General features: G+C 38.7%; 28 protein-coding genes. 8 read left to right on the forward strand and 20 right to left on the reverse strand.

Translation table 11 applies throughout. From position 1 onward, the window contains the following. The first annotated feature begins 372 nt into the window (after positions 1-372). Positions 373-852: an RNA recognition motif domain-containing protein gene (locus DC53_RS05300; RefSeq protein ID WP_007378558.1), complete on the forward strand. Its 480-nt coding sequence runs from the start codon at positions 373-375 to the stop codon at positions 850-852. Here the strand turns inward: DC53_RS05300 and murI are convergent. After that, the gene (gene murI / locus DC53_RS05295; RefSeq protein WP_033016124.1) at positions 815-1,615 is read right to left on the reverse strand and encodes a glutamate racemase; all 801 of its coding nucleotides are present in this window, start codon (positions 1,613-1,615) and stop codon (positions 815-817) included. The genes DC53_RS05300 and murI overlap by 38 nt on opposite strands. 65 nt (positions 1,616-1,680) lie before the next feature. After that, positions 1,681-2,820 (reverse strand): DUF5610 domain-containing protein, encoded by a 1,140-nt coding sequence (locus DC53_RS05290; RefSeq protein ID WP_007378560.1) that lies wholly within the window; start codon positions 2,818-2,820, stop codon positions 1,681-1,683. Between the two features lie 162 nt (positions 2,821-2,982). On the opposite strand from DC53_RS05290, the gene trmA reads away from it, so the two are divergent. Further along, a complete protein-coding gene (gene trmA, locus DC53_RS05285) occupies positions 2,983-4,080 on the forward strand; it encodes a tRNA (uridine(54)-C5)-methyltransferase TrmA (protein WP_007378561.1) in 1,098 nt (365 codons plus the stop codon). Positions 4,081-4,090: 10 nt separating this feature from the next. Here the strand turns inward: trmA and DC53_RS05280 are convergent, their stop codons facing one another. The 5 genes from DC53_RS05280 to ccoG form a co-directional block, all read right to left on the reverse strand. Further along, the gene (locus DC53_RS05280) at positions 4,091-4,543 is read right to left on the reverse strand and encodes a 2-thiouracil desulfurase family protein (RefSeq protein WP_008137606.1); all 453 of its coding nucleotides are present in this window, start codon (positions 4,541-4,543) and stop codon (positions 4,091-4,093) included. A gap of 59 nt (positions 4,544-4,602) precedes the next feature. Next, the gene (locus DC53_RS05275; RefSeq protein ID WP_033031090.1) at positions 4,603-5,241 is read right to left on the reverse strand and encodes a thiol:disulfide interchange protein DsbA/DsbL; all 639 of its coding nucleotides are present in this window, start codon (positions 5,239-5,241) and stop codon (positions 4,603-4,605) included. 15 nt (positions 5,242-5,256) lie between these two features. Then, positions 5,257-5,880: a thiol:disulfide interchange protein DsbA/DsbL gene (locus tag DC53_RS05270; RefSeq protein ID WP_007378563.1), complete on the reverse strand. Its 624-nt coding sequence runs from the start codon at positions 5,878-5,880 to the stop codon at positions 5,257-5,259. A gap of 34 nt (positions 5,881-5,914) precedes the next feature. Continuing rightward, positions 5,915-6,889, reverse strand: a complete 975-nt coding sequence (locus DC53_RS05265; RefSeq protein WP_008137601.1) for a serine/threonine protein kinase — start codon at positions 6,887-6,889, stop codon at positions 5,915-5,917. 86 nt (positions 6,890-6,975) lie between these two features. Continuing rightward, a complete protein-coding gene (gene ccoG / locus DC53_RS05260) occupies positions 6,976-8,406 on the reverse strand; it encodes a cytochrome c oxidase accessory protein CcoG (protein ID WP_033031093.1) in 1,431 nt (476 codons plus the stop codon). A gap of 289 nt (positions 8,407-8,695) precedes the next feature. On the opposite strand from ccoG, the gene DC53_RS05255 reads away from it, so the two are divergent. Together DC53_RS05255 and DC53_RS05250 are read left to right on the forward strand one after the other, a co-directional pair. Further along, a complete protein-coding gene (locus tag DC53_RS05255; protein ID WP_033031096.1) occupies positions 8,696-9,055 on the forward strand; it encodes a hypothetical protein in 360 nt (119 codons plus the stop codon). Next, on the forward strand, positions 9,055-9,261 hold the full coding sequence (locus DC53_RS05250) for a hypothetical protein (protein ID WP_007378567.1): 207 nt from the start codon (positions 9,055-9,057) through the stop codon (positions 9,259-9,261). Before DC53_RS05255 ends, DC53_RS05250 begins: the two co-directional genes overlap by 1 nt. 102 nt (positions 9,262-9,363) lie before the next feature. Here DC53_RS05250 and DC53_RS05245 read toward each other — a convergent pair whose 3' ends face one another. Genes DC53_RS05245 through gspC form a run of 13 tightly spaced genes read right to left on the reverse strand, consistent with a single transcriptional unit; the run spans position 9,364 to position 21,380 of the window. Continuing rightward, positions 9,364-9,951 (reverse strand): UPF0149 family protein, encoded by a 588-nt coding sequence (locus DC53_RS05245; RefSeq protein ID WP_007378568.1) that lies wholly within the window; start codon positions 9,949-9,951, stop codon positions 9,364-9,366. Positions 9,952-9,973: 22 nt separating this feature from the next. Further along, positions 9,974-10,732, reverse strand: a complete 759-nt coding sequence (locus DC53_RS05240) for a type II secretion system protein N (RefSeq protein ID WP_033031098.1) — start codon at positions 10,730-10,732, stop codon at positions 9,974-9,976. Between the two features lie 3 nt (positions 10,733-10,735). Next, positions 10,736-11,209, reverse strand: coding sequence for a type II secretion system protein M (locus DC53_RS05235; protein WP_007378570.1), 474 nt, complete (start codon positions 11,207-11,209; stop codon positions 10,736-10,738). Continuing rightward, a complete protein-coding gene (gene gspL, locus DC53_RS05230; RefSeq protein WP_033031100.1) occupies positions 11,206-12,414 on the reverse strand; it encodes a type II secretion system protein GspL in 1,209 nt (402 codons plus the stop codon). The genes DC53_RS05235 and gspL overlap by 4 nt, the downstream gene beginning before the upstream one ends. Then, on the reverse strand, positions 12,411-13,397 hold the full coding sequence (gspK, locus tag DC53_RS05225; RefSeq protein WP_033031102.1) for a type II secretion system minor pseudopilin GspK: 987 nt from the start codon (positions 13,395-13,397) through the stop codon (positions 12,411-12,413). Before gspK ends, gspL begins: the two co-directional genes overlap by 4 nt. Then, a complete protein-coding gene (gene gspJ / locus DC53_RS05220) occupies positions 13,397-14,065 on the reverse strand; it encodes a type II secretion system minor pseudopilin GspJ (RefSeq protein WP_007378573.1) in 669 nt (222 codons plus the stop codon). Before gspJ ends, gspK begins: the two co-directional genes overlap by 1 nt. Continuing rightward, entirely contained in the window at positions 14,066-14,440 is a 375-nt protein-coding gene (gene gspI, locus DC53_RS05215) for a type II secretion system minor pseudopilin GspI (protein ID WP_007378574.1), read from the reverse strand. Continuing rightward, positions 14,441-15,028 carry a prepilin-type N-terminal cleavage/methylation domain-containing protein gene (locus tag DC53_RS05210; RefSeq protein WP_033031104.1) on the reverse strand — a complete coding sequence of 196 codons (588 nt, stop codon included), beginning with the start codon at positions 15,026-15,028 and terminating at the stop codon, positions 14,441-14,443. Between the two features lie 52 nt (positions 15,029-15,080). Further along, positions 15,081-15,500, reverse strand: a complete 420-nt coding sequence (gene gspG, locus DC53_RS05205) for a type II secretion system major pseudopilin GspG (RefSeq protein WP_033031105.1) — start codon at positions 15,498-15,500, stop codon at positions 15,081-15,083. 52 nt (positions 15,501-15,552) lie between these two features. Next, positions 15,553-16,788, reverse strand: coding sequence for a type II secretion system inner membrane protein GspF (gene gspF / locus DC53_RS05200; protein ID WP_008137591.1), 1,236 nt, complete (start codon positions 16,786-16,788; stop codon positions 15,553-15,555). Positions 16,789-16,790: 2 nt separating this feature from the next. Next, positions 16,791-18,356, reverse strand: coding sequence for a type II secretion system ATPase GspE (gspE, locus tag DC53_RS05195; RefSeq protein WP_008137590.1), 1,566 nt, complete (start codon positions 18,354-18,356; stop codon positions 16,791-16,793). Continuing rightward, on the reverse strand, positions 18,349-20,412 hold the full coding sequence (gene gspD / locus DC53_RS05190) for a type II secretion system secretin GspD (protein WP_033031107.1): 2,064 nt from the start codon (positions 20,410-20,412) through the stop codon (positions 18,349-18,351). Before gspD ends, gspE begins: the two co-directional genes overlap by 8 nt. A 26-nt stretch (positions 20,413-20,438) precedes the next feature. Further along, positions 20,439-21,380 carry a type II secretion system protein GspC gene (gene gspC / locus DC53_RS05185; protein WP_007378581.1) on the reverse strand — a complete coding sequence of 314 codons (942 nt, stop codon included), beginning with the start codon at positions 21,378-21,380 and terminating at the stop codon, positions 20,439-20,441. 209 nt (positions 21,381-21,589) lie between these two features. On the opposite strand from gspC, the gene hslR reads away from it, so the two are divergent. The 4 genes from hslR to DC53_RS05165 all read left to right on the forward strand — a co-directional run bounded on the left by hslR (position 21,590) and on the right by DC53_RS05165 (position 25,953). Continuing rightward, positions 21,590-22,012 carry a ribosome-associated heat shock protein Hsp15 gene (hslR, locus tag DC53_RS05180; RefSeq protein WP_033031109.1) on the forward strand — a complete coding sequence of 141 codons (423 nt, stop codon included), beginning with the start codon at positions 21,590-21,592 and terminating at the stop codon, positions 22,010-22,012. Between the two features lie 12 nt (positions 22,013-22,024). Next, entirely contained in the window at positions 22,025-22,870 is an 846-nt protein-coding gene (gene hslO / locus DC53_RS05175) for an Hsp33 family molecular chaperone HslO (RefSeq protein ID WP_002962025.1), read from the forward strand. Positions 22,871-23,137: 267 nt separating this feature from the next. Then, positions 23,138-24,676, forward strand: a complete 1,539-nt coding sequence (locus DC53_RS05170) for a phosphoenolpyruvate carboxykinase (protein ID WP_007378584.1) — start codon at positions 23,138-23,140, stop codon at positions 24,674-24,676. A gap of 167 nt (positions 24,677-24,843) precedes the next feature. Continuing rightward, positions 24,844-25,953, forward strand: a complete 1,110-nt coding sequence (locus DC53_RS05165) for a PepSY-associated TM helix domain-containing protein (protein WP_033031112.1) — start codon at positions 24,844-24,846, stop codon at positions 25,951-25,953. Positions 25,954-26,695 lie beyond the last annotated feature (742 nt).

Raw genomic sequence — 26,695 nt, forward strand, 5'->3', positions numbered from 1 at the left:
AATAATACACCCTTTATTTTTCTAGTCAATACTTTGTTTTAAATTTTCTTTTGGAAGATTTAAAACCGAAGTTTTATTTAACTCTCTGAGTAGTTCGTGCCTTGCTATGCTTCGGCGTTTCCCGTCTCAGTGGGGTCGCATTATAGGGAGATCCAAAAACAGATCAACCCTTTTTTTAGATCTTTTTACTGTTCGAACAAAAATAGAACAGAACCGAGTGAAATCATATTAAAACCTTAGTAAAACGATGTTTTTTTGTGCTCTTCTTTATTATTTAATACAAATATCATTGCTATGTTCAATTAAGACGTTAAGATAGCAAGTTCACAATGTTAAATTAATGTTTATTTCCTGTTTATTGGTAGATCTAAAATGAAATTACCCGATCAAAAAGCTTTTATCTTTTCTGTTATTCTTGCTGTAGTTGGTTTTGTTGTTGTTAAGTTTGCTTTAGCAAGCCTGGCACTAGACCCTGCGCTTCTATTTGGTGTTGGTTTGTTAGTAGGCGCACTTGTTATTGCAGCAATGTCGTCTGATGTAACTGAAGAAGCCGAAGTAAAAACAAAGACTCTCTATGTTGGTAACCTTCCTTACCGCGCAAATGAAGGTGTTGTTCGTGCATTATTTGAAGAACAAGGCAAAGTATTCAATGTTCGTTTATTAAAGGATAAAAATACTGGCAAGCGTCGTGGTTTTGGTTTTGTTGAAATGGCGCAAGCTGATGCAGACAATGCAATTGCTAACTTGAACGATAGCGAGTTCCAACAACGTACTTTAAAAGTACGTGAAGCAAAACAAAAACAAGAAGACGATTCTAATGCTCTACGTACTGAGACGGATCAGTCAGTGTAACTAGCTTTACCGCTAGCTTATTGCTAAACACATCAGCCGTTGCATAATATTGCAGCGGCTTTTTTATGTCTGTTCGCTTATTCACACATAGGTTAAGTTGGTTAAGTAGGTAGTTGACTCTGTTTGCTATCGCTACACCTGAATCAAGTAATTTTACATTCCCTTTAAAATACTGACTAATCGGCTCTACTAATATCGGAAAGTGCGTACACCCTAGTACAAGTACATCTATAGCTTTATCTATATTTAGGCCATCAAGCACTTGGTGCAACTTGTTTGTATCTAAATAGTCTGTAAAAAAGTGTTGCTCAGCTAATGTCACTAACTCCACACTGCTATATAGATTAACGATTACATTACGTGCATGTTCAGCAATTAATGTTTTAGTGTATGAACTGGCGACCGTGGCTGGTGTGGCTAATAAGCCAATATGATTTGAGCGTGTTAATTCTGCGGCAGGCTTTATTGCTGGCACAACACCTACTATAGGAATATCTGTCACTTGGCGAACAGCACTAAGTGCAGATGTAGAAGCCGTATTACACGCTATTACGATTAAATCAACGTCAAGCGTGTTGGCTTTGATGAAATGAATAAGTGAGCACAATCGGTTGATTATTGTTTGTTGGGATTGAGCACCATAAGGTAGGAATGCATTATCCATAAAATAGCTGTACTGAGCATTGGGGATACTTTGCTTGATATGTTCAAGTACGGTAGTTCCACCAATACCTGAATCAAAGACCATTATATGCGCTGACAAACTACCGTTCCCACTTTACTTTAAGAACGGCAGTTTGCCATGAGGTATTTATAAAAGAAAGTAGTTTAGCTTTGTGTGGTTTCTAAATCGGCAAGATCATCGGCCGCTGAATTTAATTGATTAAGGTTTTCGAACATAGACTTTGTGTAATCTACTAACTTATCTATTTGTTCCTGATCTTGATTTAACCATTGTAGAATGCCAGCTAGTTGATTTTGTAATCCAAGTTCACCCGCTTTTTCAAAAGCACTTTTAAGGTCGTCATTAAAAGGGGCTAAACCCTCTGCTACTTGTTTTTCTGGTGCTGGTTTATATTCTTCGTAGCTTTTAACTGTGGCTATTGTTTTTGTTTGGCGTAAATCCATAGAAAAAGCCACCAGCTGATCGCTGTCTAAACTCAGCTCTTGTGCTTGTTCAAATGCTTCATCTAAATCACCACCAAAAAAGGTTTTACTTAAATCTTGTAAGTCTTCCATCATCGCATTAATCGCTTCTTGCTCTTGCTCATTTAAGTCACCATTAACCGACATCGAAAATGATACCTGTCGAGATTGCGATGATGAGCTTGCAAACGATTCACTATCACTGTTTCTCTGATAGCCACTCGCCGATTGAGATTCAAATGCATCCGCAAAGCTAATACTTACCTCATCGCCTTCTGCGGTAGTGAATTTATACTCTGCATTGCTAGTCATACTGACATATTGAGCCTGACTTATATTTACGCTGGCAGGTTGTGGATTAAATAGCGACTCTTCAAATTTATCAAGCCCATTGTAAATTCCCTCTTTGGACTTATTGATGCCCTCTTCCATTTCGTCATTAAATACACCTGTTCCTTTAAGTTCATCAACAGCGTCGTCAATCCCTATTTGAACTCCTTTGCGCGCATCGCCTAACATGTCTTTAAGCTTTTCATCATTAGCGCCATTAGCTTTTGCTTTATTTACAGCGCCGCTGACAAAATCGAGTACGTTTTTTACGATTTCATCAAAATCAAATAGTGGTTTGTCTGCTTTTTTTTCTGCGATAGGCAATCCAAGCTGCTCAGCCATTTTATCGCCAAGCACTTTTGCAGCTAATTCTTTACCACGTTGCTGGTAACTATCTTGGGGAGATTGAATAGTAGGTTGCTGTATATCTGCTTTATTATTGAATTTATTAATGTTGTTGTTTGGCGTGAAGCCATAGTTACCTATTTTCATGTTACATCTCCTAAGCGTGCGTAATTTATTATCGGCTATAACAATAAAAACTAAAGTACAATGTGCAATAAAACAGCATAAATGCTAGCCAAAACTAGACAAATACGCAGCGCTCCCTACAATAGCGCCGATAAACAGATCTTAGATAAGGTAGTAGCGTTAATGGCAGTTATTAAAATAGATACCACACAGTACCAAGCGCAGTTAAGTGAAAAAGAGCAGCGTATTAGTGCGCAGTTTCAACGTTTTGGTGTGGAGCAACTAGAAGTATTTAGCTCAGAGCCAACTAACTACCGCCAACGTGCTGAATTTAGAGTATGGCACGACGGTGACGATCTGTTTCACATTATGTTTGATCAACAAACAAAAGAAAAAATCCGTGTTGATACATTTGATCCAGCAGCACCTTTAGTAGGTGAAATAATGCAGGTGATGATTGAAAGCCTCAAGCCTTGTGAAATATTACGCCGTAAGTTATTTCAAATCGATTACCTATCAACGCTAAGCGGTGAAATTTTAGTAAGCTTGCTTTATCACAAACCACTGGATGATGAATGGTTAAGTGAAATTAAAGCACTTAAAGAAAAGCTTAGCAGTAAATACAAAATTGACTTTATAGGCCGTGCTCGCAAACAAAAAGAAGTACTAGGTGATGACTTTGTAACTGAACGTTTAACAGTTAATGGTCAAGAGCTTATATATCAACAAGTAGAAAATAGCTTTACTCAGCCTAATGCAAAAGTAAATATTAATATGCTGGAGTGGGCGCAAGATTTATGTAAACCACTTAAAAATGATTTATTAGAACTGTATTGCGGTAACGGTAACTTTTCAATTGCGTTAGCGGGCTGTTTTAATAAAGTATTAGCAACAGAAATATCAAAATCATCTGTTCATTCTGCTCAATACAATATTGCTAAAAATAACGTAGAGAACTTAGATATTATTCGTATGTCGAGTGAAGAGTTTACTCAAGCAATGAATGGCGAGCGTACTTTCTCTCGTTTAGATGGTATTGACCTTAAAAGCTATGACTGCCAAACCATATTAGTTGATCCACCGCGCGCGGGCATGGATGAATTAACATGTGACTTAGTGGCTAACTACGAAAGCATAATTTATATATCGTGTAACCCTGAAACCCTTGAGCGTGACCTTGATCACTTAACACGTACGCACAACGTTAAGCGCTTTGCTATATTTGATCAGTTCCCATATACACATCACATTGAGTCGGGCGTTTTCTTACAACGCAAATAACCAGCCAAAATTAAAGTGCCAGTACTTTTATAAGTGCTGGTATTTGCTCTTCACTAAATACTTGAATACCATTTTTTATTAATAATGCTGTAGTTAAACCTAGACCTTCGATTTTTACTCCGCGATGCTTTCCATCATATATTGTATTTCGTCCGCAAGAAGGGCTCGATTCTTTAAGTAGAGCCAAACGCACTTGATTCTTTTTACAGAGTTCTAGCGCTATATTAGCTCCAGTTTGAAACTGCTCTGTTACATCTTCTCCTAAATTAGTAACTACACTCCCCTGTATTATTTCAGCAGGAGATCTAGGAGTAGGAAGCCCACCAGCGACCTCAGGACAAAACACAATTAATCTATTTTGTTTTTGCCACAAATTAAGCTGTGGATGCAAAATTGCGTGTCCTCTACCATCGTAGCGAACAGGCTGCCCTAGCAAACAACTCGATACTAATATTTTTTCCATCGCTATATCCTTATAAAGCAAAAAAGCTCCTTAAGGAGCTTTTCTTATTTTGGTTAAATTTATTTATTAGCTAAGTAATTAATTAATTTTCCAATATCTTCTGGTTCAGTAATACCCGACTCACGACCTAGGTTTAATTTGTACTTACCATTTACAATAAAGGTAGGTACGCCACGTAGTGCGCCTTTTTCTTTAAAGTAGTCTTGATCGCGTTTCATTTTAGAGCTCAGCGTACGTACCGAGAAGCTTTTAAACAGCTTATCAAACTTATCACCATCAACGCCCTGCGCTACAAATATATCTTTTACATCTGCAAGCTCATTAAATTTAGCGCGCTTTGTATGGATATGATTAAAGATTGCAGAAATAATCTGATCTTTCTGTGGGAGTACTTCAGCTGTCGCAAGTGCTTGGCTCATCATCTGTTGGTTTTCTGGATCACGTACACCTACAAAATCAACATGACTCTTTTTAAATTTAACGTTTTTATCAAGCTTAGGCTTAAACTCACCAATTAGTGCCTCCATGTTATTACATGCAGGGCAGTAAAATGAGAAAAACTCTTTAACTTCTGGCTTTTTAGTTGCACGCTCAGAAACAACGTCGTAATGCACGCCTTCTTCATACGTTGCTGCAAAGCTTGCTGCCGCCATAGGAAGTAATACCGCAAGCAAACCTGCTTTAACTAATTTAATCATTATTATGCTCCGAAATTATAAGGCTAATAAAAACGCAACTAGTTCATCAAACTGTTGTTGGCTTTTAATTGTATTAATATTAATTTTATATTTATCGTTAACAATAAAAGTAGGTACACCTGTAAGTGCGCCTAATTTTGAATATTTGTTTTGATTATCTTGTAATGCACGCTCAGCTGAAATAATAGGCATGCTTGCCATATCTTTATCAAACGTTTCGCTATCAATGCCATTTACTTCTAAAAGTTTTTTCAAATCTTTCATCTCAGTCAATGGTGCACGTTGAACATGAATACTTTTAAATATTTGCTCTGTGATAGCATCTTCTTGCCCATGTTTTTTGGCAATCAGATAGGCAAAGCTCAGATTGGTTTGCGCCTGTGGTGAAACACCACCTAGAAAGTTAACATGATTTTTAATAAACGTTGCACCTGTTGGTAAGCTTTTTTCTATTGCCTGAGCTACAGGTTCAAACTTAAAGCAATGCGGGCAATAATATGAAAAAAATTCCGTCACTTGTGGTGTTTTACTTTTCTCTGCATTAATAATTGTATATTGATTATCAGCTTCAAATTGTGCAGCAAATGCCGCAAATGGTAAACAAAGAAGTAGTAGGCCTAGTTTTAATTTTTTAAGCATTTGTATCTCGTTGTACTTGTCTTTAAATAAAATATTACGGCAATAACTTTAACGGCGCTTCTTGCAGTGCTGCAAGTTGCTCCTTCAGTGCTAAAATTTGTTGCTCCCAGTATTTGTCATCAGCAAACCATGTAAAGTTCCGCACAAAGGCAGGATCGCTCCATCGTTTAGCTACCCATCCCATATAATGGATAATACGCATTGCTCGCAGCGGTTCAATTAATTTGAGTTGAGAGTGATCAAAATCACAAAACTCTTCATACGCATTTACAAGGGTGTCTAACTGTAACAGTTGCGTCGCTCTATCGCCACTGAGCATCATCCATAAATCTTGGATTGCAGGACCTTGACGGCTATCATCTAAATCAACAAACATTAGCGCATCACCCGCCCACAAAATATTACCAACGTGGCAGTCACCATGTAAGCGAATACTTTGCACATCTTTATACTGTTTTTGCGCCTGCTCTATCACTAAATCTAAAATAGTATAAAAGGCAGTATTTATTCCCATGGGCACTAAGTTACTTTTTTGAAGATGAACTTTGGCTGTATGCAAATACTCATCACAGGTAACTGTTGGCCTGTAAGTAAAAGGTTTTGTTTTAGCTACTTGGTGCATACGGCCAATTAATCGCCCCATTACATCAAGCTGATCTAAATTATCAACCTCAAATAAACGCCCGCCTACACTTGGAAACAACACAAACAAATACCCTTCGTGTTCAAACAAGCTTTGCCCATTATATAAAATAGGGGCAACAACGGGTACTTCCGCTTCTGCTAGTTCAAATGCAAAGTCATGCTCTTCTTGAATTTGCTCTTTACTCCATCGCTCTGGGCGATAAAACTTCACTACGTAACGCAGGCCATCATCGGCTTTAAATTGGTACACTCTGTTTTCATAGCTATTGAGCGCCAATAAACCAGATTCGGCGTACACACCTACGCTTTCTATTGCATCGAGTATTAGGTCTGGTGTTAAGTCAATAAAACTAAATTTACTCATACTCTTCTTATATAAAATAAAAAGCGGGTTATATACCCGCTTTTGTTAATTGCTATATCAACTTACCTATTTAAGGTAGGTTGTGATTATCGCGCTTTAAAAAAGTTACTCGACTGCGATATTGTCTCATCCGGCGCATCTACCGGTGAAAGCACAAAGTTAAACTCTGTCATCGGCGCCTTCAAATCATAAGGATCCATTACAAGCGACAATGGCACATTATGAGATTGCCCTGCCTGCACTGTAAATGACTGCTTACCAATATATTTAAAGTTATCTAACCCTTGTACTTTAATATTAAAGGTTTGCTCGTACTGCGCCTTGTTAATTACCTTTAATGTATAGGTGTTCTCTACTAAACCATCAAAATCGACACGATATAATTGGTTTCGGTCACGAATGATATCAAAGTCCATTGTTTTACGCAGTGCGATATTAGCTACAAGCGCCCCCGTAAGCACAACAAGTATAACTGTGTAACCAATGATTTTAGCGCGTAGTGGATTAGTTTTATTTTCAGGTGTTTCGAGGTTTCGCTCTGTCGTATATGAAATAAGCCCACGCGGATATTCCATTTTATCCATTACGCCATCACACGCATCAATACACGCGCCACAGTTTATACACTCAGCTTGTAGCCCATTTCTAATATCAATACCCGTTGGGCATACTTGAACACATAAATTACAGTCTATACAGTCGCCTAGTTCTAAATCTTTATGGCCTACTTTACGTGAACGAGGACCACGGCTTTCACCTCGGCTTTCATCGTACGTTACTGTGTATGTGTCTTTATCAAACATAGCTGATTGAAAACGTGAGTAAGGACAAATGTGTAAACACATAATTTCTCGCATCCAACCGGCATTGCCATAGGTACACACAGCAAAGAATATAATGCTTACTAATGCATAACCGCCTACGTTAAACGTTACAAAATCAGGAAGTAACTCTCTTATCGGCGTAAAGTAACCGACAAAGGAAATAGCGGTATATAACGAAAATAATACCCAACTAGTATGTTTTGCCGTTTTACGCCAAAACTTATCAAAATTCATGGGCCGTTGATCGAGTTTTTTACGTTGATTAGCAGTACCTTCAAACTTCTCTTCGAACCAAATAAAAATAAAGGTCCAAACAGTTTGTGGACATGTGTAGCCACACCACACTCGCCCATAGAAGGTGGTCACTAAAAACAGCGCAAATGCTGCCAACATAAAAATGAACGCGAGTATGGTGAAATCTTGTGGCCACAACGTTAAACCAAAAATATTATATTTTTGCCCGATTAAATCAAACAGCACAGCTTGTTGGTCGTTAAAATTAATCCATGGTAGTGCCATAAATGCAAGCAAACCTAAAAAACCAATACGCTGCCTTAATAATTGATGAAGACCTTTCACTGCTCGCACATAAATACGATTTCGGGGATTAAACCTGTCATCTTGACGGCTTAAATCCGGTTTTTGGATTTTTACCTCCACAGGAATGTTCTTTACTTTAATTTGTTTGTCCATCGAAGTTCCTCAACGCCGCTTGGAAATAAAAGTTTAGCAATATTCAAATGCCCTATACAGTAAAGTGTAGCAAGTTACTTGCTAGGCATGATCAGTTTGATAAATCATCATTTGAATACTTTCAGATATTTCAGAAACATCTGATTGCTATTAAGCATTATACCAATATTGATTAAAATTACTGGCATAGATCGCTAATAATTTATTCATCTCAGTTACTTGCTTTTAAAATGCATTTTATTACACTGCATGGTAATTCAACCTCATTCAGATCAAGGTTTACGTGCTCATGAAAAAATTTATAATACTGGTGTTAATGATCCTTGCTTTTTTTACGATCGATCATCCACTTATAAAAGAACCTCGAGAGAAATTACTAGGTGAAGGTATTAGTTTTTTAAGCGAGACAACTAAAGTCAATCGCAGCCCCGCAGCTAATATGACTAAAAGCCGTATAAAATCACAATTAAGACTGTCTGACTCAGGGAAAGAATACGTAGAGAAAACCTTTACAACAGACGAGTCAGTGCAGTTGTTTAATTTACGTTATTGTCGTGAGCGTGAGTTAAACCTATATTTTTACGATGAGCGTTTAAATACTGTATGTAAAATAATATCTGAAGCGTTAGAACAAAGGCGAGCAAAGTAATGGATTTTTCAAAATTAAATAAGAAAGCCAGTGACTCGTTTCATAAACAGCGCAACATGCTTAAAAAACTAGCGCAGGGAAAAACACTAAAGTGCGAGAAGTGCAGTGGTGTTTTAACGCTAAACCTAGCGACCACCGAAGCTGGTAAAGGAGTAGTAAGGTGTAAGCAAGGTTGTACTGACATTATTCTGGAATTGGGTACTTAATCTGAATTTTGGATAATAAACCAATCCCAAGCCGCTATTTAACGTTGAATTTACTTGCAATAGGCCCACGTAATAAAAATAACCTGAGCACTAAAAGTACACCTAGTCGTCCCAGCCTTCGTCTGTATATAAGCCACTATTAAGCGCTACAATCTCAACAAGTTCAGCAAAACCTAAAGCAAAATCGCCCATTAGCTCATATTGCTGTAAACAGAGTAACTGTTCATCCATTAAATTTTGTGCTGCAATTTGGCTAATAATTTGCTCATCGAGTGCAAAAAAGCTCAGTGTTGCTTGAGCGCTCTCTAATGCTTCTTTATATTGTACTTCTAATTGTGGGGCATCTAGCAGTTTTTGAGTGTACATTGTGGTTGCTTGTAAAAAACCTTCACTCCAGCTTTTACAAAAATAAATATCATAATTAGCAGGCAATTTATAACCAGCTTCAAACACCTGTTCGCTAATTTGATGATATAGCGCCATAAACAAAAACAATGTCTCTTCGTCTAAATCATTGGCTTTATTTGATAATATTGTATCGAGCCATTCATGCACATCAAGTGGTTCAGGAGAGCAAATTACGCCAAACAAATAACCTTGGCTTTGTAATAATGTCATTGCCTGGGGCTGGGTATCTAAAAATGTGCTGAGCTGCTTCGCGTGCAACTCAGTAAATTGAGGTAATTGCATTAAAACTCTTTATTAGTAAATATTAAAAATTGAGCGGGTAACGACCTTGATTATCTGGACGCCCCAAAAACTTAACCGCATCATGTACATCTTTTGGAAGACTGGCATCAGGTTTAACATAGCCCGCGACTCTGAAGTCAAAATTAGCTTTAAGTGTAGCATCAGCCTCAAGGCCTAACGTATTATCTGGATCAATTAATATAGCAATATCGCCCGACTTACAGCTTAATTTACCAGCCAGAGGGCCAATATTAAACCACCCATTTAAGCCTTGCACGTCAATATTAGGACTCGCTATTTCACCCTTTAATGAATCACAATATGGTGCACCGGTGCTGTATTCATCAATTTCCAAAATTACACGCCCTTTAGCGGTTACAGGCAGAGGAAGTCGCACTCGTTGCATTGCACGCTCTACTGTCGAACGAACAAGTCCATCAGTCACTATAACTTCCTTATTAAAAAGCCCATAGCTTACATCCGCATAACCCGAAATATCACTGCGCTCACGTGCATTACCAAATTTTACATTAGTATTTAGTTTACCTATAAATAACTCCCAGCCAGCAATATCCCAACGGACATTATTTAACTGCTCGTCATCAAAACGGACCTGCATCATTTGACCTTGCCAGACAGTACCTACAGTTTGCCCTATTTCTAATTGTTTTGGTAAATACGGCTTTGCGATATCAAGCGCAATAGCTGCCGGTAATTTCATAATACAAAACACGATAAAACTAAGTAAAAAGACAATCGATAACGTTATTATTTTTTTCATTAATTAATTCTCTAATACCAAACGACTTACACGAACGTAGCCCGATTTATCATCACGACTTAAATCTAAATTTTCGACACGTAAACCATGCTGATTCACCAATTCGTCAAGCCATTCTATTAACTGGTTAAACTCTACTGAATCAAGTGTTAAACGTAATGAACTATCACTTGGCTGCATTTTACTAATACTGATATTATAACGACTACGCGTTGAGTTAACTATCTGGCTTAAGTTTTGGTTGCTTTCTATTCGCGTATTACCTGCGGCTTTAAGCTTAACAATACTTTCATCGACCCAAACTAATAACTCTTGCTGCTTAATTTGTGATTTTTCAGCTCGCTCAATTGCATTATTTAATGGTCTAAAAATTCCCATTACTAATACAAAAATAATAAACACACCACCAGCACCAACAACTAATTGTTGCTCTTGTTCTTTTAGCGAACGCCAATATTGTATTAACTGCTTTTTCATACTGCACCTCGCAGTTTTATTTCACCTACAACAAAGTCACCATCATTGTTTAGTGATCCCTGTTCTACGGTCAAGCCCTGCTTTTCAAGAATACTTTTAACTTTACCAAAAGTTTGAAAGTCTTTAGCTCGGGCACGAATGCGTAACTCATTACGACGTTTATCGTAGCGAAGCGTTTCGGGGGTAAATTCACTCACTTGCGAAAAAACATCTACTAACTGAGCTGTTAAATCTAAAAACCCAGCATCACTTGTACCTTGTACTTTTTTTAGTGCACCATTAATTTGGCTCTTAATTAGCTGTGGGCGTACTTTAGTACCTGGAAATGCATTTTGATAGCGTTCTACAACTTGTGCTTTTGCTATATCAACTTTGGTATTTAATTGATGCAACTCTAACGCCTTTATTGCGATTGTTGACGCTAAAGCAACGCCGGCAATAATTGCCGCACTTTGCCAGTATCCCCACCACAATGTACTTTTCTTTTTAAGCTGATACGTCCCTTGGCGAAGATTAAATTTAACCTGTCCAAGCTGCTTTGCAAATAATGCCAACGGTAAATCGTAATCACTCGTTTGTGCTTGCAAATTTACACTCTCAGGAAAGTGATTAGCAGGGCTAAAATGTTTGATTTCAGGATTACCCATGGCTGATAAGTAACCGTTTAACCAACTGGTTTCTACAGCACTGATATGCCATTGGCCTTGCTTAAATAACCACTGATTATTAAGCTCTATTGCAGTGACTATATCGTTATCAGCAAAAGGGAGTAATAGGGCATCAGGAATAATTGTATACACCGCTAAGTGATGTTCGTTAAATAGTGCTATCCATTGCTCAAACCATTCTCTGTCAGTCATTGCAATCCGAACTGCATGCTGTTCGCCAACCATTGTTGACTCACCAACAGCAATAAATAACTCATCGACATCACACGCTATATCTTCTTCAAGCATATAGGGTAAAGCTTGTTCTAATTTGCGATTCCACTTTGTTGGCAAAATGACTGTTTTCAGTTGCACCTGATCGCAAGGAAGCAATACGATCACTTCCCGACTTTGTGCTTTCTCGCTCAGCTCACTTAAGTGACTCGCATTTAATAGTTCACCACTTGCTATTATTTCTTGTTCTTGCGGTGAATAAATTAACCAATTAAGGCTATCTTGTTCAGTTTGACCCGTGCGGATCAACAGTATCTCTGTCACTGTACGCCTCCAAATTTTCGCGCCAGTATCGTTACGTCGCCATTTTCGGCGTACAGTAAGGTGGTCATCGAAAAACGCAGGTCAACGAAATTTGCCTGCGTTTGTAATTTAAAATAACTACTCTTCATATCAAATAAGTTTTCAACAGCTTTGACGTTTTTTCCGCCTTGTTGCTGAACCACTTCAAAAAACTCATCTTTACTATCAAAGCCCGCCTGCGGACGCGCGGCAATAACCGCTTCAGCTCCTGATAAACTAAGCTCATCAATTAATGCGCTAAGTATAAGTGCTTGCTCTGGTGCTAATGTATTTACGTTAATAGAAAGCAGCTTGCTGCCAGGAATAACACATATAAAAGGTAATACCTTTTCCATTACTAAAGGATTAAACCCTTTAACTAAACGCAACTCTGATGTAGAAGCGAATAAACTATTTGCAGTCATATATGGGAATTCACGTGATAAGTACTCGTCTTCTTCAGCGCCAGAGCGATAGGTTATGCTATCGCTATCAAGCCAATCAAATACACTATCGGCCATCGCCTCTTCTGATTCATTCGCTGGTAAATCATCTATATTTTCAAGAAGAGCAAACAAAGCTTTGTGCGCTGGGTTTGTTTTTTCTGCGCTGTTTGGATCGGGCTCTACGGCTAACGCATTCAAATTTAAGCATGCTTGTAAATCAGTGATTTTTCCACTCAACGTACCGTTATCTACAGGGTAAGGCACATCACCTTGTGTTGCCCATGCTTGCTCTAACGTGGTTTTTTCTGCATCATCTTTTTTACTTTGAATAAGGGCTTTAATGGCAAGTTCTTCTGCGCCATAGGCATACCATTTAGCTTGCTGATGCCCTTGTAAATTGGTACTTTTTTGGACTTGCACCATTAAGTTTGCACTCATTTCTACAGCTAAAATTGCAGCCAAAGCAACAATAAATAATACAATGACTAAAGCGGCTCCACGCGAAGAGTGCTTATCCATTAAGGAGTCCCTCCGCTTGTTCTGTTTGAGGTTGTATTAGTAGAGTTCGTACTTGGTGGTACTACTATTTTTCCTTGCCCCGGCACTAAAAACACACGACGAATAGGTTCTGCGTCAACTTGCTGTAGAGTAACCGCAACGGCTTTAGGCAACGCTTTAATTTCCCATTTATCTTGCCATTCATTTTTATCATCTAAAAATTCAAACTTTAATTCTTCAATCCCTTCTAGAATAACTTGTACTCGCGGCTCCATGTTATCAAGCTGATCGACATAAACACGGTATACGCGCTCTAAGTTATCATCTATAACCCTATATCCAACAGCTTGAAGTTCAGAGCGTGGTAGTAAATTAATCGGGTTTATCCAACCATCGCGTACAAAAGCAATCCCATCATATTGACTATCAAGAACATATCGTCCGGCCAATAAATACAGCTCTTGCACATCACCAGATTCATTACGCACCGCTCGCTTTGTCATTTGGCTAAAATCTTGATCCATCAGTCTAAATGTAGTTTGTAGTCCATTAAGCTCGGCTATTTTTTCATCTGAGGCATCTTTCGCTCTCGTGGTGGTATCTAATATTTGGTGCGTAGCAATAATTACAAAAGCTAAGATCCCCAATGCCACCATAACTTCGAGTAATGTAAATCCACGTTGCTTCACTTACTTCTTACCTTTATTTAAATAGGTTGTAAGCTCATAAGTAGATTGCTCATACTTTTCATCGCTAAATACATTAATGGTCAGTTTTACAAAATTTTTATCTGCAGTAGGAATTACTTCTTGCTGCCAAAACCACTCTATCCCTGCCATTACTTCACTGCCTCGTGCGCCATTTTTACCTTGCCACTGCTCACCTTTAGTGCGCTGTTCTATTAAAACATTCTCAGCAACCCATGAAGCGTAAGTTTGCTCTTCAATCGTCGATAGATGGTGAATATGCTCGCCTGTTGCTTGCATAGCGGCAATACCTGCCATGGCACAAATACTCAAGGCAACGAGCACTTCAAGTAGGGTGAAACCTTTATGGTTATGCATTTATTCTGGTTCTCGACGTAAATTAACTGGGGCTGTAAATTCACCTTCAATATAATAGACAGGCTCACTTTGCTCTTTTAATTCAAGTATTAGCTGAAATGCACTAACCTCTCCTGATGATAAAATAAGTACTTCTGGAATTTTAAGTTTTTTAAGTTCCAGCAAACTATCTTCGTCACCACCACTCATTAGCTCACGCCAGTTAGCTTGCTCAAGCAAGTTATCTTGCGCCCAAGCTAAATCTTCAAGATTAAGTGTTACTTTAAAACGCTCATCAAACTCCGTTGGTTTAAACAAGTCTTCTCTATCGAAGGTTATCCATTTTTCGCCATCAAAAACTAAAAACTCAAACACATTGTCATCTAAGTGAAAACCAAGCTCTACCTGATTTAAAATAGCAAATTCTGACGCCATATTAATGGTGGTATGCAGCCTAAGTGTCTGAGTATCTAGCTCATCCTCAGCTCCGCCTTCTAAGCTGTATACCACCATTTTTGTGGCAAAAGCGATAATCACTAATACCACTAAAATTTCGATCAAGCTAAAACCACGCGTTTTTGCGTTTATACGCGTAGAGCTTACTTGCATAGTAAGCTCTCGTTATTTACGTATAAAAACAATGTACTCTTAATTTGCATTATTATTTTTCTTCATCCCAGTTCCCAATATCATCATCGGTTCCGGGTTCACCATCTGGGCCAAAAGAGAAAATATCAAACTTACCAACTTCTCCAGGGCTAATTAACTGATAAGTATTACCCCAAGGATCCTCTGGTAGTTCACTGATAAACCCACCATCTGGAAAGCGTTTAGGAACAGGCTCAATACTTGTTTTATTAACAAGGGCTTCTAAACCTTGCTCTGTGCTTGGATAACTTTTATTTTTAAGCTTGTATAGGCTCATTGCATCTTCAAGCTGCTGAATATCTAAATGCGCTTTATCAATAGCAGCCTCTTCTTGTTGACCCATAATATTTGGTGCCACAATTGACATGATCATTCCGATGATAACAAGTACCACCATTACTTCTAGTAAAGAAAAACCTGATTGTTTGTTCACGTAATTACCTCATTATTCTAAAAATACTAATATATTAAAAAGTTATTTTAGGTTAAAGCCCAACGGCTTTATTCATTGCCATAATTGGCTGTAAAATTGCCATAACGATAAAAAGTACAATAACGGCCATTGACGCTATCATCGCGGGTTCTAATAACTTAAGCGACACATTAACCATACTTTCAAATTCGCGATCTTGGTTATTTGCAGCACGTTCTAACATTTGCTCCAACTCTCCAGATTTTTCACCACTGGCTATCATATGCAGCATCATGGGTGGGAATAATTTTGTTTGTTGCAGCGCAGCCCTTAGACTCGCTCCCTCACTTACTCTATCAGAAGCGTCAGCAACTGCTTTCTTAATTTTTTCGTTAACTAACACACCTCCTGATATTCGCATCCCTTCAAGTAGAGGTACCGAACTTGATGATAAAATACTTAGCGTGCGTGCAAAACGAGCTGTATTAACACCACGTGCAACTTTGCCAATTCCCGGCATATGCAGCACCCTATCGTCCCACCAAAAACGTATTTTTGGCTGTTTCAATGCATGCTTAATCCCAATAGCTATGCCTGTAATAGCAATTAAGCTAATAAACCAATAATTTTGCACAAAATGACTGCCGGCCATTACCCATTCTGTTGTCCAAGGTAATACTTGCTTGGTCTTTTCGAAGGTTTTTAATATTTTAGGTACAACTGTACCTAATAAAACCGACACAATACCAATTGCAAACACCACTAAAATAATAGGATAAACCATTGCTTGAGTAATTTGGCTTCGCATATGTTGACGCTGCTCGGTGTAATCAGCTAAGCGGTTAAGTACTTGGTCAAGGTGGCCCGACTTTTCACCTGCGGCAACCATTGCACGGTATAAATCGTCAAATACATGGGGGAACTCGCTCATACCATCAGCAAGCGTATAGCCTTCAACAACTTTTGAGCGTACTGACATAAGCATGCGCTTTAAACGCGGCCTTTCACACTGCTCAGCTACAGCCATTACCGCACCTTCAACTGGCAGTGCTGATTGAATCAGCGTTGCTAACTGACGAGTAATAAGTGCCAGATCAGATGTTGATATAGTGGGTTTAAAAAAGCTACCAAATAAAGGGGCTTTTTCACCTTTAACTTGTTTATCACTTTGCGCTGCTGGAACCACTTCGAGCGGCGTTAGCTTTTGTTCACGTAAAACTTGACGTATTTGTCTAGCCGTATCAGCTTCTAAAATACCTTTTTTTTCTTTACCTCTACCATCGAGAGCACGATACTCAAACGCCGCCATAATTAACCTTCCTCACGGGTAACACGTAATACTTCTTCAAGTGTTGTTTTACCTGCGAGTACACGGCTACAGCCATCTTGGCGAATACTAGGGCTACGCTTACGAATGTATTTTTCTACGCTTTGCTCACCTTTACCGTTGTGAATCATTTCGCGTATTGTTTCATCAACTACAAGTAACTCATGAATACCCGTACGACCACGGTAACCGTTAAAGTTACACTCTTCACACCCGACCGCTCGGTAAATTGTCGGTTGGCTTTCAAAAGAGGCGCCTAACAGCTGGCATTCATGCTCATCAGCCGTGTGACCTTCTTTACAGGTATTACATAACGTACGTACTAAGCGTTGCGACAACACACCGAGTAACGACGATGAAAGTAAGAATGGTTCAACACCCATATCTTCCATACGTGTAATTGCACCCGATGCGGTATTTGTATGCAGAGTAGACATAACAAGATGACCGGTAAGTGACGCTTGAACACCAATTTGCGCCGTTTCAAGATCGCGTATTTCACCCACCATTACTACATCAGGATCTTGACGTAATATTGCACGTAAACCACGCGCAAAGGTCATATCAACTTTAGCGTTAACCTGTGTTTGACCAATACCCGGAATCTCATACTCGATTGGATCTTCAACTGTCAGAATGTTGCGATCGCGTGAATTGATTTGACTCATACCAGCATACAACGTAGTACTTTTACCAGAACCCGTTGGCCCTGTGACTAAGATAATGCCATGCGGTTTACTGATTAAATCAGAAAACAATGCACGATTTTCTGCGGTCATACCTAAATCTTCTAGATTTAAACGTGCGTTATTTTTGTCAAGTAAACGCAGTACTACACGCTCACCAAAGCTTGATGGCATTGTAGATACACGTACATCAACTGCACGCCCAGCAATACGCAAACTAATACGGCCATCTTGAGGAATACGTTTTTCGGCTATATCAAGCTTGGCCATTACTTTAATACGCGATACAAGTAACGATGCGAGTTTACGGTTAGGCTTAAGGACTTCTTTAAGTACACCATCTACCCTAAAGCGAATAACAAGCTCTTGCTCGAAGGTTTCGATATGAATATCAGATGCCCCTTCCTTTATCGCTTCACTGAGCATGGCGTTAATAAGTTTGATGATTGGTGCATCATCATCACCGGCGAGCAAATCTTCTGTTTGTGGAAGTTCATCGGCGAGTGAGAACAAATCAACCTCATTCCCTATATCTTCCATCATTTGTTGCGTTTCAGAGCTATCACGTTGATAAGATGCTTCCAATAACAACTCAAACTTATCGTCAGCCAACTGCTCTAATGTAAAACCATTACCTGCAATACGGCGCACTTCTAAAAGTACTTCTACGTCAAGCTCACCACGATAATATACAATACGATTATCTTTATTTTTACTTAGCAATACACCTGCGCGCCTTGCATAAGAAAATGGTAAACGTTTAGCTGGTAACTCTATTAATACATCATCCGCTAATAGCGTATCCTGATGATGCGTATTAGGATGAACCACATCTTGGTTTATCTCTTGTATCGCATTAGTCATCTTTACGCTCTTGTGCATTTTGCTTACGTAAATGTTCTTCATACGTTGGTGGAAGTATTAATTCATTGTTCCACTCAGGCAGAATAGGCGTATCTGTCATTGGCATTAATTCAATGCCGTCTTCTTGTTGTTTAAATTGCTCGCCACGAATAAAGTTATATTTGTTGAAACTTAACTTATTCATGCTTACACCATCACGAATAATGGTTGGGCGAATAAATACAATAAGATTACGCTTACGACGTGTTGTATTGGTCGATCTAAACAAATGGCCTAAAATAGGGATATCGCCTAATAACGGCACCTTAGATACACTTTCTTGCACGTCTTCATCTATTAAGCCGCCAAGCACAACCATACCGCCATCATCAGCCATAACTGTTGTTTTAATTGAACGCTTATTTACTGAAATATCAACCGCAGTTGCACCACTGACGCTCGATACTTCTTGCTCTATCGTAAGCTGTACAGCAGAACCATCATTAATCTGCGGGGTAACAACGAGCTTAATACCTACTTCTTGACGCTCAACAGTTTGAAATGGGTTAGCATTATTACTGCCGGTTTGTGATCCAGTAATAATAGGTACTTCTTGACCGACTAAAATAGAGGCTTCTTCGTTATCCATTGTAGTAATAGACGGTGTAGCCAAAATATTCGAATTTGTATCGGTAGCTACTGCTTGAATGATTGCACCCCAGTCATTTTTAACAACACCCAGCGCTAGACCATTAATGCCACTAAGTAAGGAAGCTAATGGACCATAGTCACCTTCCGTCGTTTCTGTAAACGGCGTCACAGTACCAGACTCTGTTCCTATTATATTTTTAGTAACCGTTACATCTTGCGCTTGCTCCGCCGCAACAGCTAATGAACCAACAGGAACTGTAGTTCCGTTGTTAAATTGCAGCATACCGCCTTGCTCAGAAATCCATTGCAAACCTAAATTAACACCATCGCCTTCCATTACTTCAATAATAATGGCTTCAACTAATACTTGTGCACGACGAATATCAAGACGCTCAATGACCGACTCTAGTGATCGCATGGTGTCTGGCTGCGCGGTAATAATTAATGAATTTGAATCTGGGTGAGCTTCTATACTGCTTTCATTGCTGTTTCTGCTACGAGTTTTAGTTGTGCCGCCTTGCGCGTCATCAATAAGTGACTTACTCACACCTTGCAATACTTTTACTAAATCTTCAGCTTTAGCATAATTGAGGTAAAACACCTTGGTGTTACCTTGGCTTTCTAATTCACCATCTAAGCGTTTAATAAGTTCTATAGCACGCGTACGTGCTTGGCCTTCGCCACTTACAATAACGCTATTAGTTCGGCCATCGGCAACCACTTTAGGAATTAAAAATTCAGGAACACTGCCTTTACCACTGTCTTTATAAATGTTATCGACGACCGATACTACATCATCAGCAGTTGCATACTTAAGCTTTACTATATCTACACGCTTGTCACCCGCCTGATCAACAGAGCGAATAATCTCAACTAAGCGATTAACCGATGCTGCATGACCCGTTAGCATCATAACGTTAGCCGCATTAAAGTTGGCAACGTGGCCACCATCTTTTTGATCGCTAAATTGACGAACTAATGGACCTAGCTCTTGTACGCTTACGTTTTTAACGCGCACAACGCGTGTAATCATCATGTCGCCACTAGCTTCATTACCCTCTGTAATAAGTGGGACATTTGATTTTTTAGCGTCTGAACTTTTTTCAACCTTAATAATGCCATTGTCCATTTCAACAGCTGAGTAGCCATAAACTTCTAATACATTTAAAAAGAACTGATAATAAAGTGCTTCATCCATCAACTCATAACTGCGCACATTCACTTTGCCGCGTACATTTGGGTCAATAATCACTGTTTTATTAAGATTTTTACCAACAATGTTAATAAACTCGTTGATATCTGTGCCTTTAAAGTTAGCTGCATACTCAACAGCAGAAACAGACAAAGAAATACTTGCTGCTAAAAAAAGTGCTGCATACTTAGCTAACCCTTTTTTAATTTTTTTGAGGTGTAGCACCTGAACCATTATATTAAAACTCCAAAGCTAAGTTATTACAGGCTAAATTGCACATCTATTTGCTCGCCATCACGTTCTATAGTGATATTAGCATCTGTGCTATTGCGCAGCTCATTAATAGCTGACATTGCCTGTTTTAAATCTGTTAATTGATAGCCATTAATCGCAATAGCTAAATCGTTATTTTGTAATCCCATTTGCTTAAATAGCTCAGGTTCTTTTCCTGGACTTAAGCGATAACCTATAAGTACTCCATCACTCATCGCTTGTGAGACACGTATATAGTCAAATAATTTACCTGGTTCTTCGAGTAACTCTTCACGTGTTTCTATTAAGGTTTCTCTTACTTGTGGATCTGCGGTTGCATTTATTTTTTGATCCCTTGATGCTATTTGCATCTGTGGTCCCATTTCTGAATCGTCTCGGGCAGCAAGAACAGGCATTGATACTTTTTTTGTGAAATCTAGACCATCAAGCATTAATGTTTCAAAGCCACCACTTACGCTTAAAATCACACGATCTGGTAATATTTGTGCGACTTTCGCACGCGTGCCTTGTATAACTTCTTCCGCTAAGTAACTTATTTGTTTTCCTTGTGATTCTATAATAGCCACACCTGCTTTATCATCATGGCTTACCGCCACTATGCCTGTTAAATTTATACTTAAGCGCGTTTCAGGTGCATTGTTAATAACTTGTGATTGCCGCGTAGTATTATTATTTGTTGCAACTTTTTTACCAAATAAAAATTGCTCCACTATATGCTGCGTAGAGCGATTACCAGCGACACCCTTGGTTTGATTAGCGTAGTGCATTGGAGTAAGTGGAGATACAACCGGATTTGGCCACATAAGCCAAACCAATTTTGATAATAAAAAAGCAAGATAAACAACAACTAATAGAGTCACTAATGCACTTAATTTTGCATGTGGTAAACGAATTAAAAATTGTTTAAGTTGCTGTATTTGCTGTTCCATAAATAATATTCTTATTTTAATTTACTGCGTAAGCGCGTACCCATAGTACCCTTTCATATTTCATTCAACAAGCACGCTAATATTAAACTTTGTAAACAGAATGAGTTGACTCACTCTCTCAAGGCAAAACAGACTGCGATTATAATACCTTTAGCCTACAATGATTTCATGATAAATTTTAAGTTATAATACACTGGACTAAATGCCTTATGAGTAAAAAAAGTAACAGCCACGTAAGTTCAGACCATAAAGATGAGTTAAAAGTTCGATTAGATAAGTGGTTATGGGCCGCTCGCTTTTATAAGACTCGTGCGACTGCACGTGAAATGGTACAAGGCGGCAAAGTGCATTATAATGGACAGCGTACAAAAGCGAGTAAAATAGTAGAAGTTGGCGCAAACATAAAACTTGCACAAGGAGTAGATGAAAAGCTGATAACTATACTCTCAGTGCTTGAAAAACGCCAAAGCGCCCCCATTGCACAGACCATGTATCAAGAATCTGATGCCAGTATTGCTAAACGCGAACAGAACAGCATCGCACGCAAAAATAACAGCTTTTTTGCCCCCCATCCGGATAAAAAACCGGATAAAAAGCAAAGACGCGAACTTTTAAAAATGAAATCAAGTTAGGTATAGCCGCTCATGCAACAAGATTTACTTCACCGTTATTTATTCAACGAACTAGATGTTCGTGGCGAACTCGTACAAATCGAGAGTGCTTATAATGAAATGATTGCCGACCATAATTACCCAGATCCTGTTAAAGCATTACTTGGTGAGTTACTCGTTGCAACCTGTTTACTTACTGCTACCTTAAAGTTTGAAGGTGAAATTGCTGTACAGCTTCAAGGTGATGGCCCAGTTAAATATGCAGTTATAAATGGTGATGACAAACAAAACATGCGTGGTATTGCGCGCCTGCAAAGCGAAATTACGGGCACAACTGTAAAAGAGCTTATTGGCCAAGGCTATATGGTAATCACTATTACCCCTGAAAAAGGTGAACGCTACCAGGGTATAGTGCCGCTAGAGCATGATACTCTTAGTGAATGTATCGAAAGTTACTTTGAGCAGTCAGAGCAGCTAAAAACACGCCTTTGGTTTGCAACCGACACAACAGAAGGTAGCGCAAAAGCATGTGGTCTATTTTTACAAGTACTCCCAGTTGATAAACAAAAATCAATTGAAGACTTTGCACACCTAGAAGCATTAAGTAACACGATTAAAAATGAAGAGTTGTTACACTTAGATGCGAACACTGTTCTTACACGTCTTTATCACGAAGATAATCCTCGCGTATTTGAACCTCAAGCGATTAAATTCAAATGTGGTTGCAGTCGTGATAAAACAATTACTGCACTTGTTAATATTGGACAAGAAGAACTACTCAAAGATGTAGCTGAGAAAGGGACTGTTAACATTAACTGCCATTACTGTTTAAAAGAGTATGTTTTTAACGAACAAGACATAAAAAGCATTTTCAACTAAATGTTCAGCTTCATCTATATATAGTAATTAAAGCCGCAAAATATGCGGTTTTATATTATAAAAAGATGATACCGGTGTCATATTTTCTGCTAATTTCATGACACCGGTATCATTGAAATTATTCATGTTTTTTCTTAAATATATGTGTTTTTAGGGGCTTTGCGGGCTCGAATATCTTAAAACCTTCTGTTACTATAATTTCAGTTTAAGGGCACTGATAACCCCAGAGCTATCCGTTCAAACTCTCACACATAGTTAGGTATAAACATGACTACAGGCGCTACACGTTTTGTCGATTTAACCGCAGCTGAACTTGTCGAGCATGCGATCCGCCGTGGCGAAGGTACTTTAGCCGCAAATGGTGCTTTTGTTGCAATTACAGGAAAACGAACTGGCCGTTCACCAAAAGATCGTTTTATTGTACAAGAAGCGACAACTCAAGATGACATTCAATGGGGCAACGTTAACCGCCCATTTAATGCAGAAAAATTTGACGCATTATGGGCTCGCGTAGAAGCACATGTTCAAAGTAATGACCACTTCACCTCTCACCTAGAAGTTGGCGCTGACCCTGAGCATTATTTACCTGTAGTCGTAACTACAGAAACAGCGTGGCACCATATTTTTGCCAAAAACATGTTTATCGAACCACAAAACTATAACGCCTCAAACTTACCACAATGGCAAGTAATGAACGTTCCTTCGTTTGTATGTGAGCCGGAACGTGATGGCACAAATAGCGATGGCACCGTTATTATTAACTTTGCACAGCGTAAAGTATTACTAGCAGGTATGCGCTACGCCGGTGAAATGAAAAAATCGATGTTTTCTGTACAAAACTTCCTACTACCAGCAAAAGGTGTATTACCAATGCACTGTTCTGCTAACGTTGGTGAAGCAGGCGATACAGCATTATTCTTCGGTTTATCTGGTACGGGCAAAACAACTCTTTCAGCAGATCCTACTCGCTTTTTAATTGGTGATGACGAACACGGTTGGGCACCTGGAAGCGTGTTTAATATTGAAGGCGGTTGCTATGCTAAATGTATCGACCTGTCACAAAAGAACGAACCTGTGATTTGGAATGCAATTCGCTTTGGTACTATTTTAGAGAATGTAGTGCTAGATGAGAAGGGCGTTCCTGATTTTCACGATACAAGCCTTACTCAAAACAGCCGTGCAGCATACCCACTTGAACACGTTGAAAAACGTAAAGTAGAAAACCGCGCAGGCGAACCAAAAGCAGTTGTATTTTTAACCTGTGATGTAAGCGGTGTATTACCACCGGTATCTGTTCTTAGCGAAGAAGCGGCTGCTTTTCACTTCTTAAGTGGATACACAGCTAAAGTTGGCTCAACTGAGATTGGCTCTACTAGCGATATTGAATCAACATTCTCAACCTGTTTTGGTGCACCATTTTTCCCACGCCCTGCTGGTGTTTACGCTGAGCTTCTTATGAAGCGTGTACGCGAGTTTGGCGCTAAAGTGTACCTTGTGAATACAGGTTGGACTGGCGGCCCTTACGGTACAGGCAAGCGCTTTGATATTCCAACTACTCGCGCAGTAGTTGATGCTATTGTATCTGGTAAATTAACAGGCGTTGAAACTCAACATATTGATGTTTTAAACCTAGATGTGCCAGTTGCCGTTCCGGGTGTAGATACAAACTTACTTAACCCTATTAATACGTGGGAAGATAAAGCTAAATACAATGAATATGCAGCAAAACTTGCCGTAGACTTCACTGAGAACTTTGCTAAGTACGACGTATCAGATGATATAAAAAATGCAGGACCTAAAGCTTAAATAAACTTTAAGATTGTATTTTAACGCCAGCCTTGAGCTGGCGTTTTATTTTTTAAATATGCATTGTAAGAAGTGCGACAAAATGTCGCACTTTTCTTCTCTAAAACACTATAAAATACCTAATAATTATTGTTTAAGTACACTCACTTATTACGGCTACTTTATTCATGCTTCCAAAGCTTTCTTGGCAAAAGATATTTAGACGATTACACCTTTATTTAGGTTTATCAATAGGGTTTTTACTCACTGTTATTGCATTCTCTGGCTCAGTATTAATATATTACCCACAAATAGATTCACAACTGAACCTCACTAAAGTAAATATAAAGCATACAGACAAAGTCGACTGGGATTTGGCATACAAAAACTTAAAAACGGCTTTTCCAGATAAGTATGGGCCCTGGCGGCTTGAGGTAACAGATGACAATTCAATCATACCGGCTCGTTACTATAACCCTGTAGAAACACAAAATCGTGAATTTGCAACCTTAATGATTTGGCTCTCAAATGATAAATATAAAGTAATTCGAAAAGATTACTGGGGCGATTATTTTGTTACATGGTTATATAACCTGCACTTTTCATTACTCACAGGAAGTACCGGTATTATAATTGTGGGGTATATAGGCATTGCCACATTAATCCTTCTCATATCTGGGTTATTAGCGTGGTGGCCAAAAAAAGGTCAATGGATAAAATCGTTAAAATTTAAACGTCGCAGTTCTAAAATAGGCCTACTTTATGACTGGCATAAATTAATTGGTTTAAGCTTGTGCATCCCATTATTAGCTCTAACGATTACAGGGATTATGCTTGCTATTCCAAAGCAGACAGATCCTATATTAACCGCTTTAGTTAGCGATATAAACTCCCCTTCAAAAACACAAATACAACCGAGTAAACAATCTAATATTCCTTTATTGCAAGCGATACTAATAGCTAAAAAAGCATTACCGGGTGCGCGTTTAGCTTGGATTGAAACACCATCAAACTTAAATGCGATTTACAGATTTAGATTTCAAACTGTAAACGATCCTTCTTATCGCTTTCCACATAGCTATATAGAGGTTAATGCTCTTACAGGGAAGTTAGAGAGCATGTTTAATATAGATAAACAAAGTACGGCTAGTAAAATTAAAAACTGGATACACCCTCTACATGACGGCAGCATTGGCGGTAACATTTTAAAAGTCATTTGGATGTTGAGTGGCTTCGGATCTGCAGCATTGTTCTTTATTGGCATATATAGATGGTTAATTAGAACCAGGAGAGTATAAAATAAACTTTAGTTTAAGGAGTACACAAAACACTTTTTAGTAAGTCTTGTCGATAGTTTTTAATATAAAGTATATGGCCTTAGTTAATCTTAGGGTTAAAAATTAATAACGCTCAGTACATATGAAATTAAAGCAGCCCCTAACCGCTTATCTGGCTATAAAAAAATTAATGAATGCTGGTAGATAACGTGGCTAGTTTACACAGGCACTCCATAAGTACTATTAAATATCATGCCCTTTAGATTTAAGTTCATGTGTAAAACCTCTGTATCAATCTCTACCTAACTATTTTCATTCTCTTCAGTTAACCTACCCAAAGCGTATATAAAGGCTTAAAGGTCATGTTCAATACTTATAACAAGACCAGATAGTTAAAGCTTTTATATTAGGTAAGATGTTAAACCAATTGGTATTATTTACCCACAGTACAAATGCTACCACTCATTGTTGAGCGAAGGTTTTTTATGCTTTTTACGGGAGTCGCAACGCTCGCCCGACCTACGTGATGGGAGTTGATGTGAGAGAGTGTTAAGTGTGCACATTTCACTTTTCTGCAGACGTAAAAAAGCCCGACTATTTATAGTCGGGCTTTCTACAATGTGAAGCCGGTGCGCTACGCAGTAGGATGTCGTAGTGCCCACAGCGGTGGAGAGCCACAGTGAAATGCTACACTATCTTTATGTCGCGATATGAGTGTGTGTTAATTGCGCGTATTTCACTTTTCTGCAGACGTAAAAAAGCC

The sequence above is a fragment of the Pseudoalteromonas fuliginea genome (assembly GCF_000690055.1).
GTDB lineage: Bacteria > Pseudomonadota > Gammaproteobacteria > Enterobacterales > Alteromonadaceae > Pseudoalteromonas > Pseudoalteromonas fuliginea.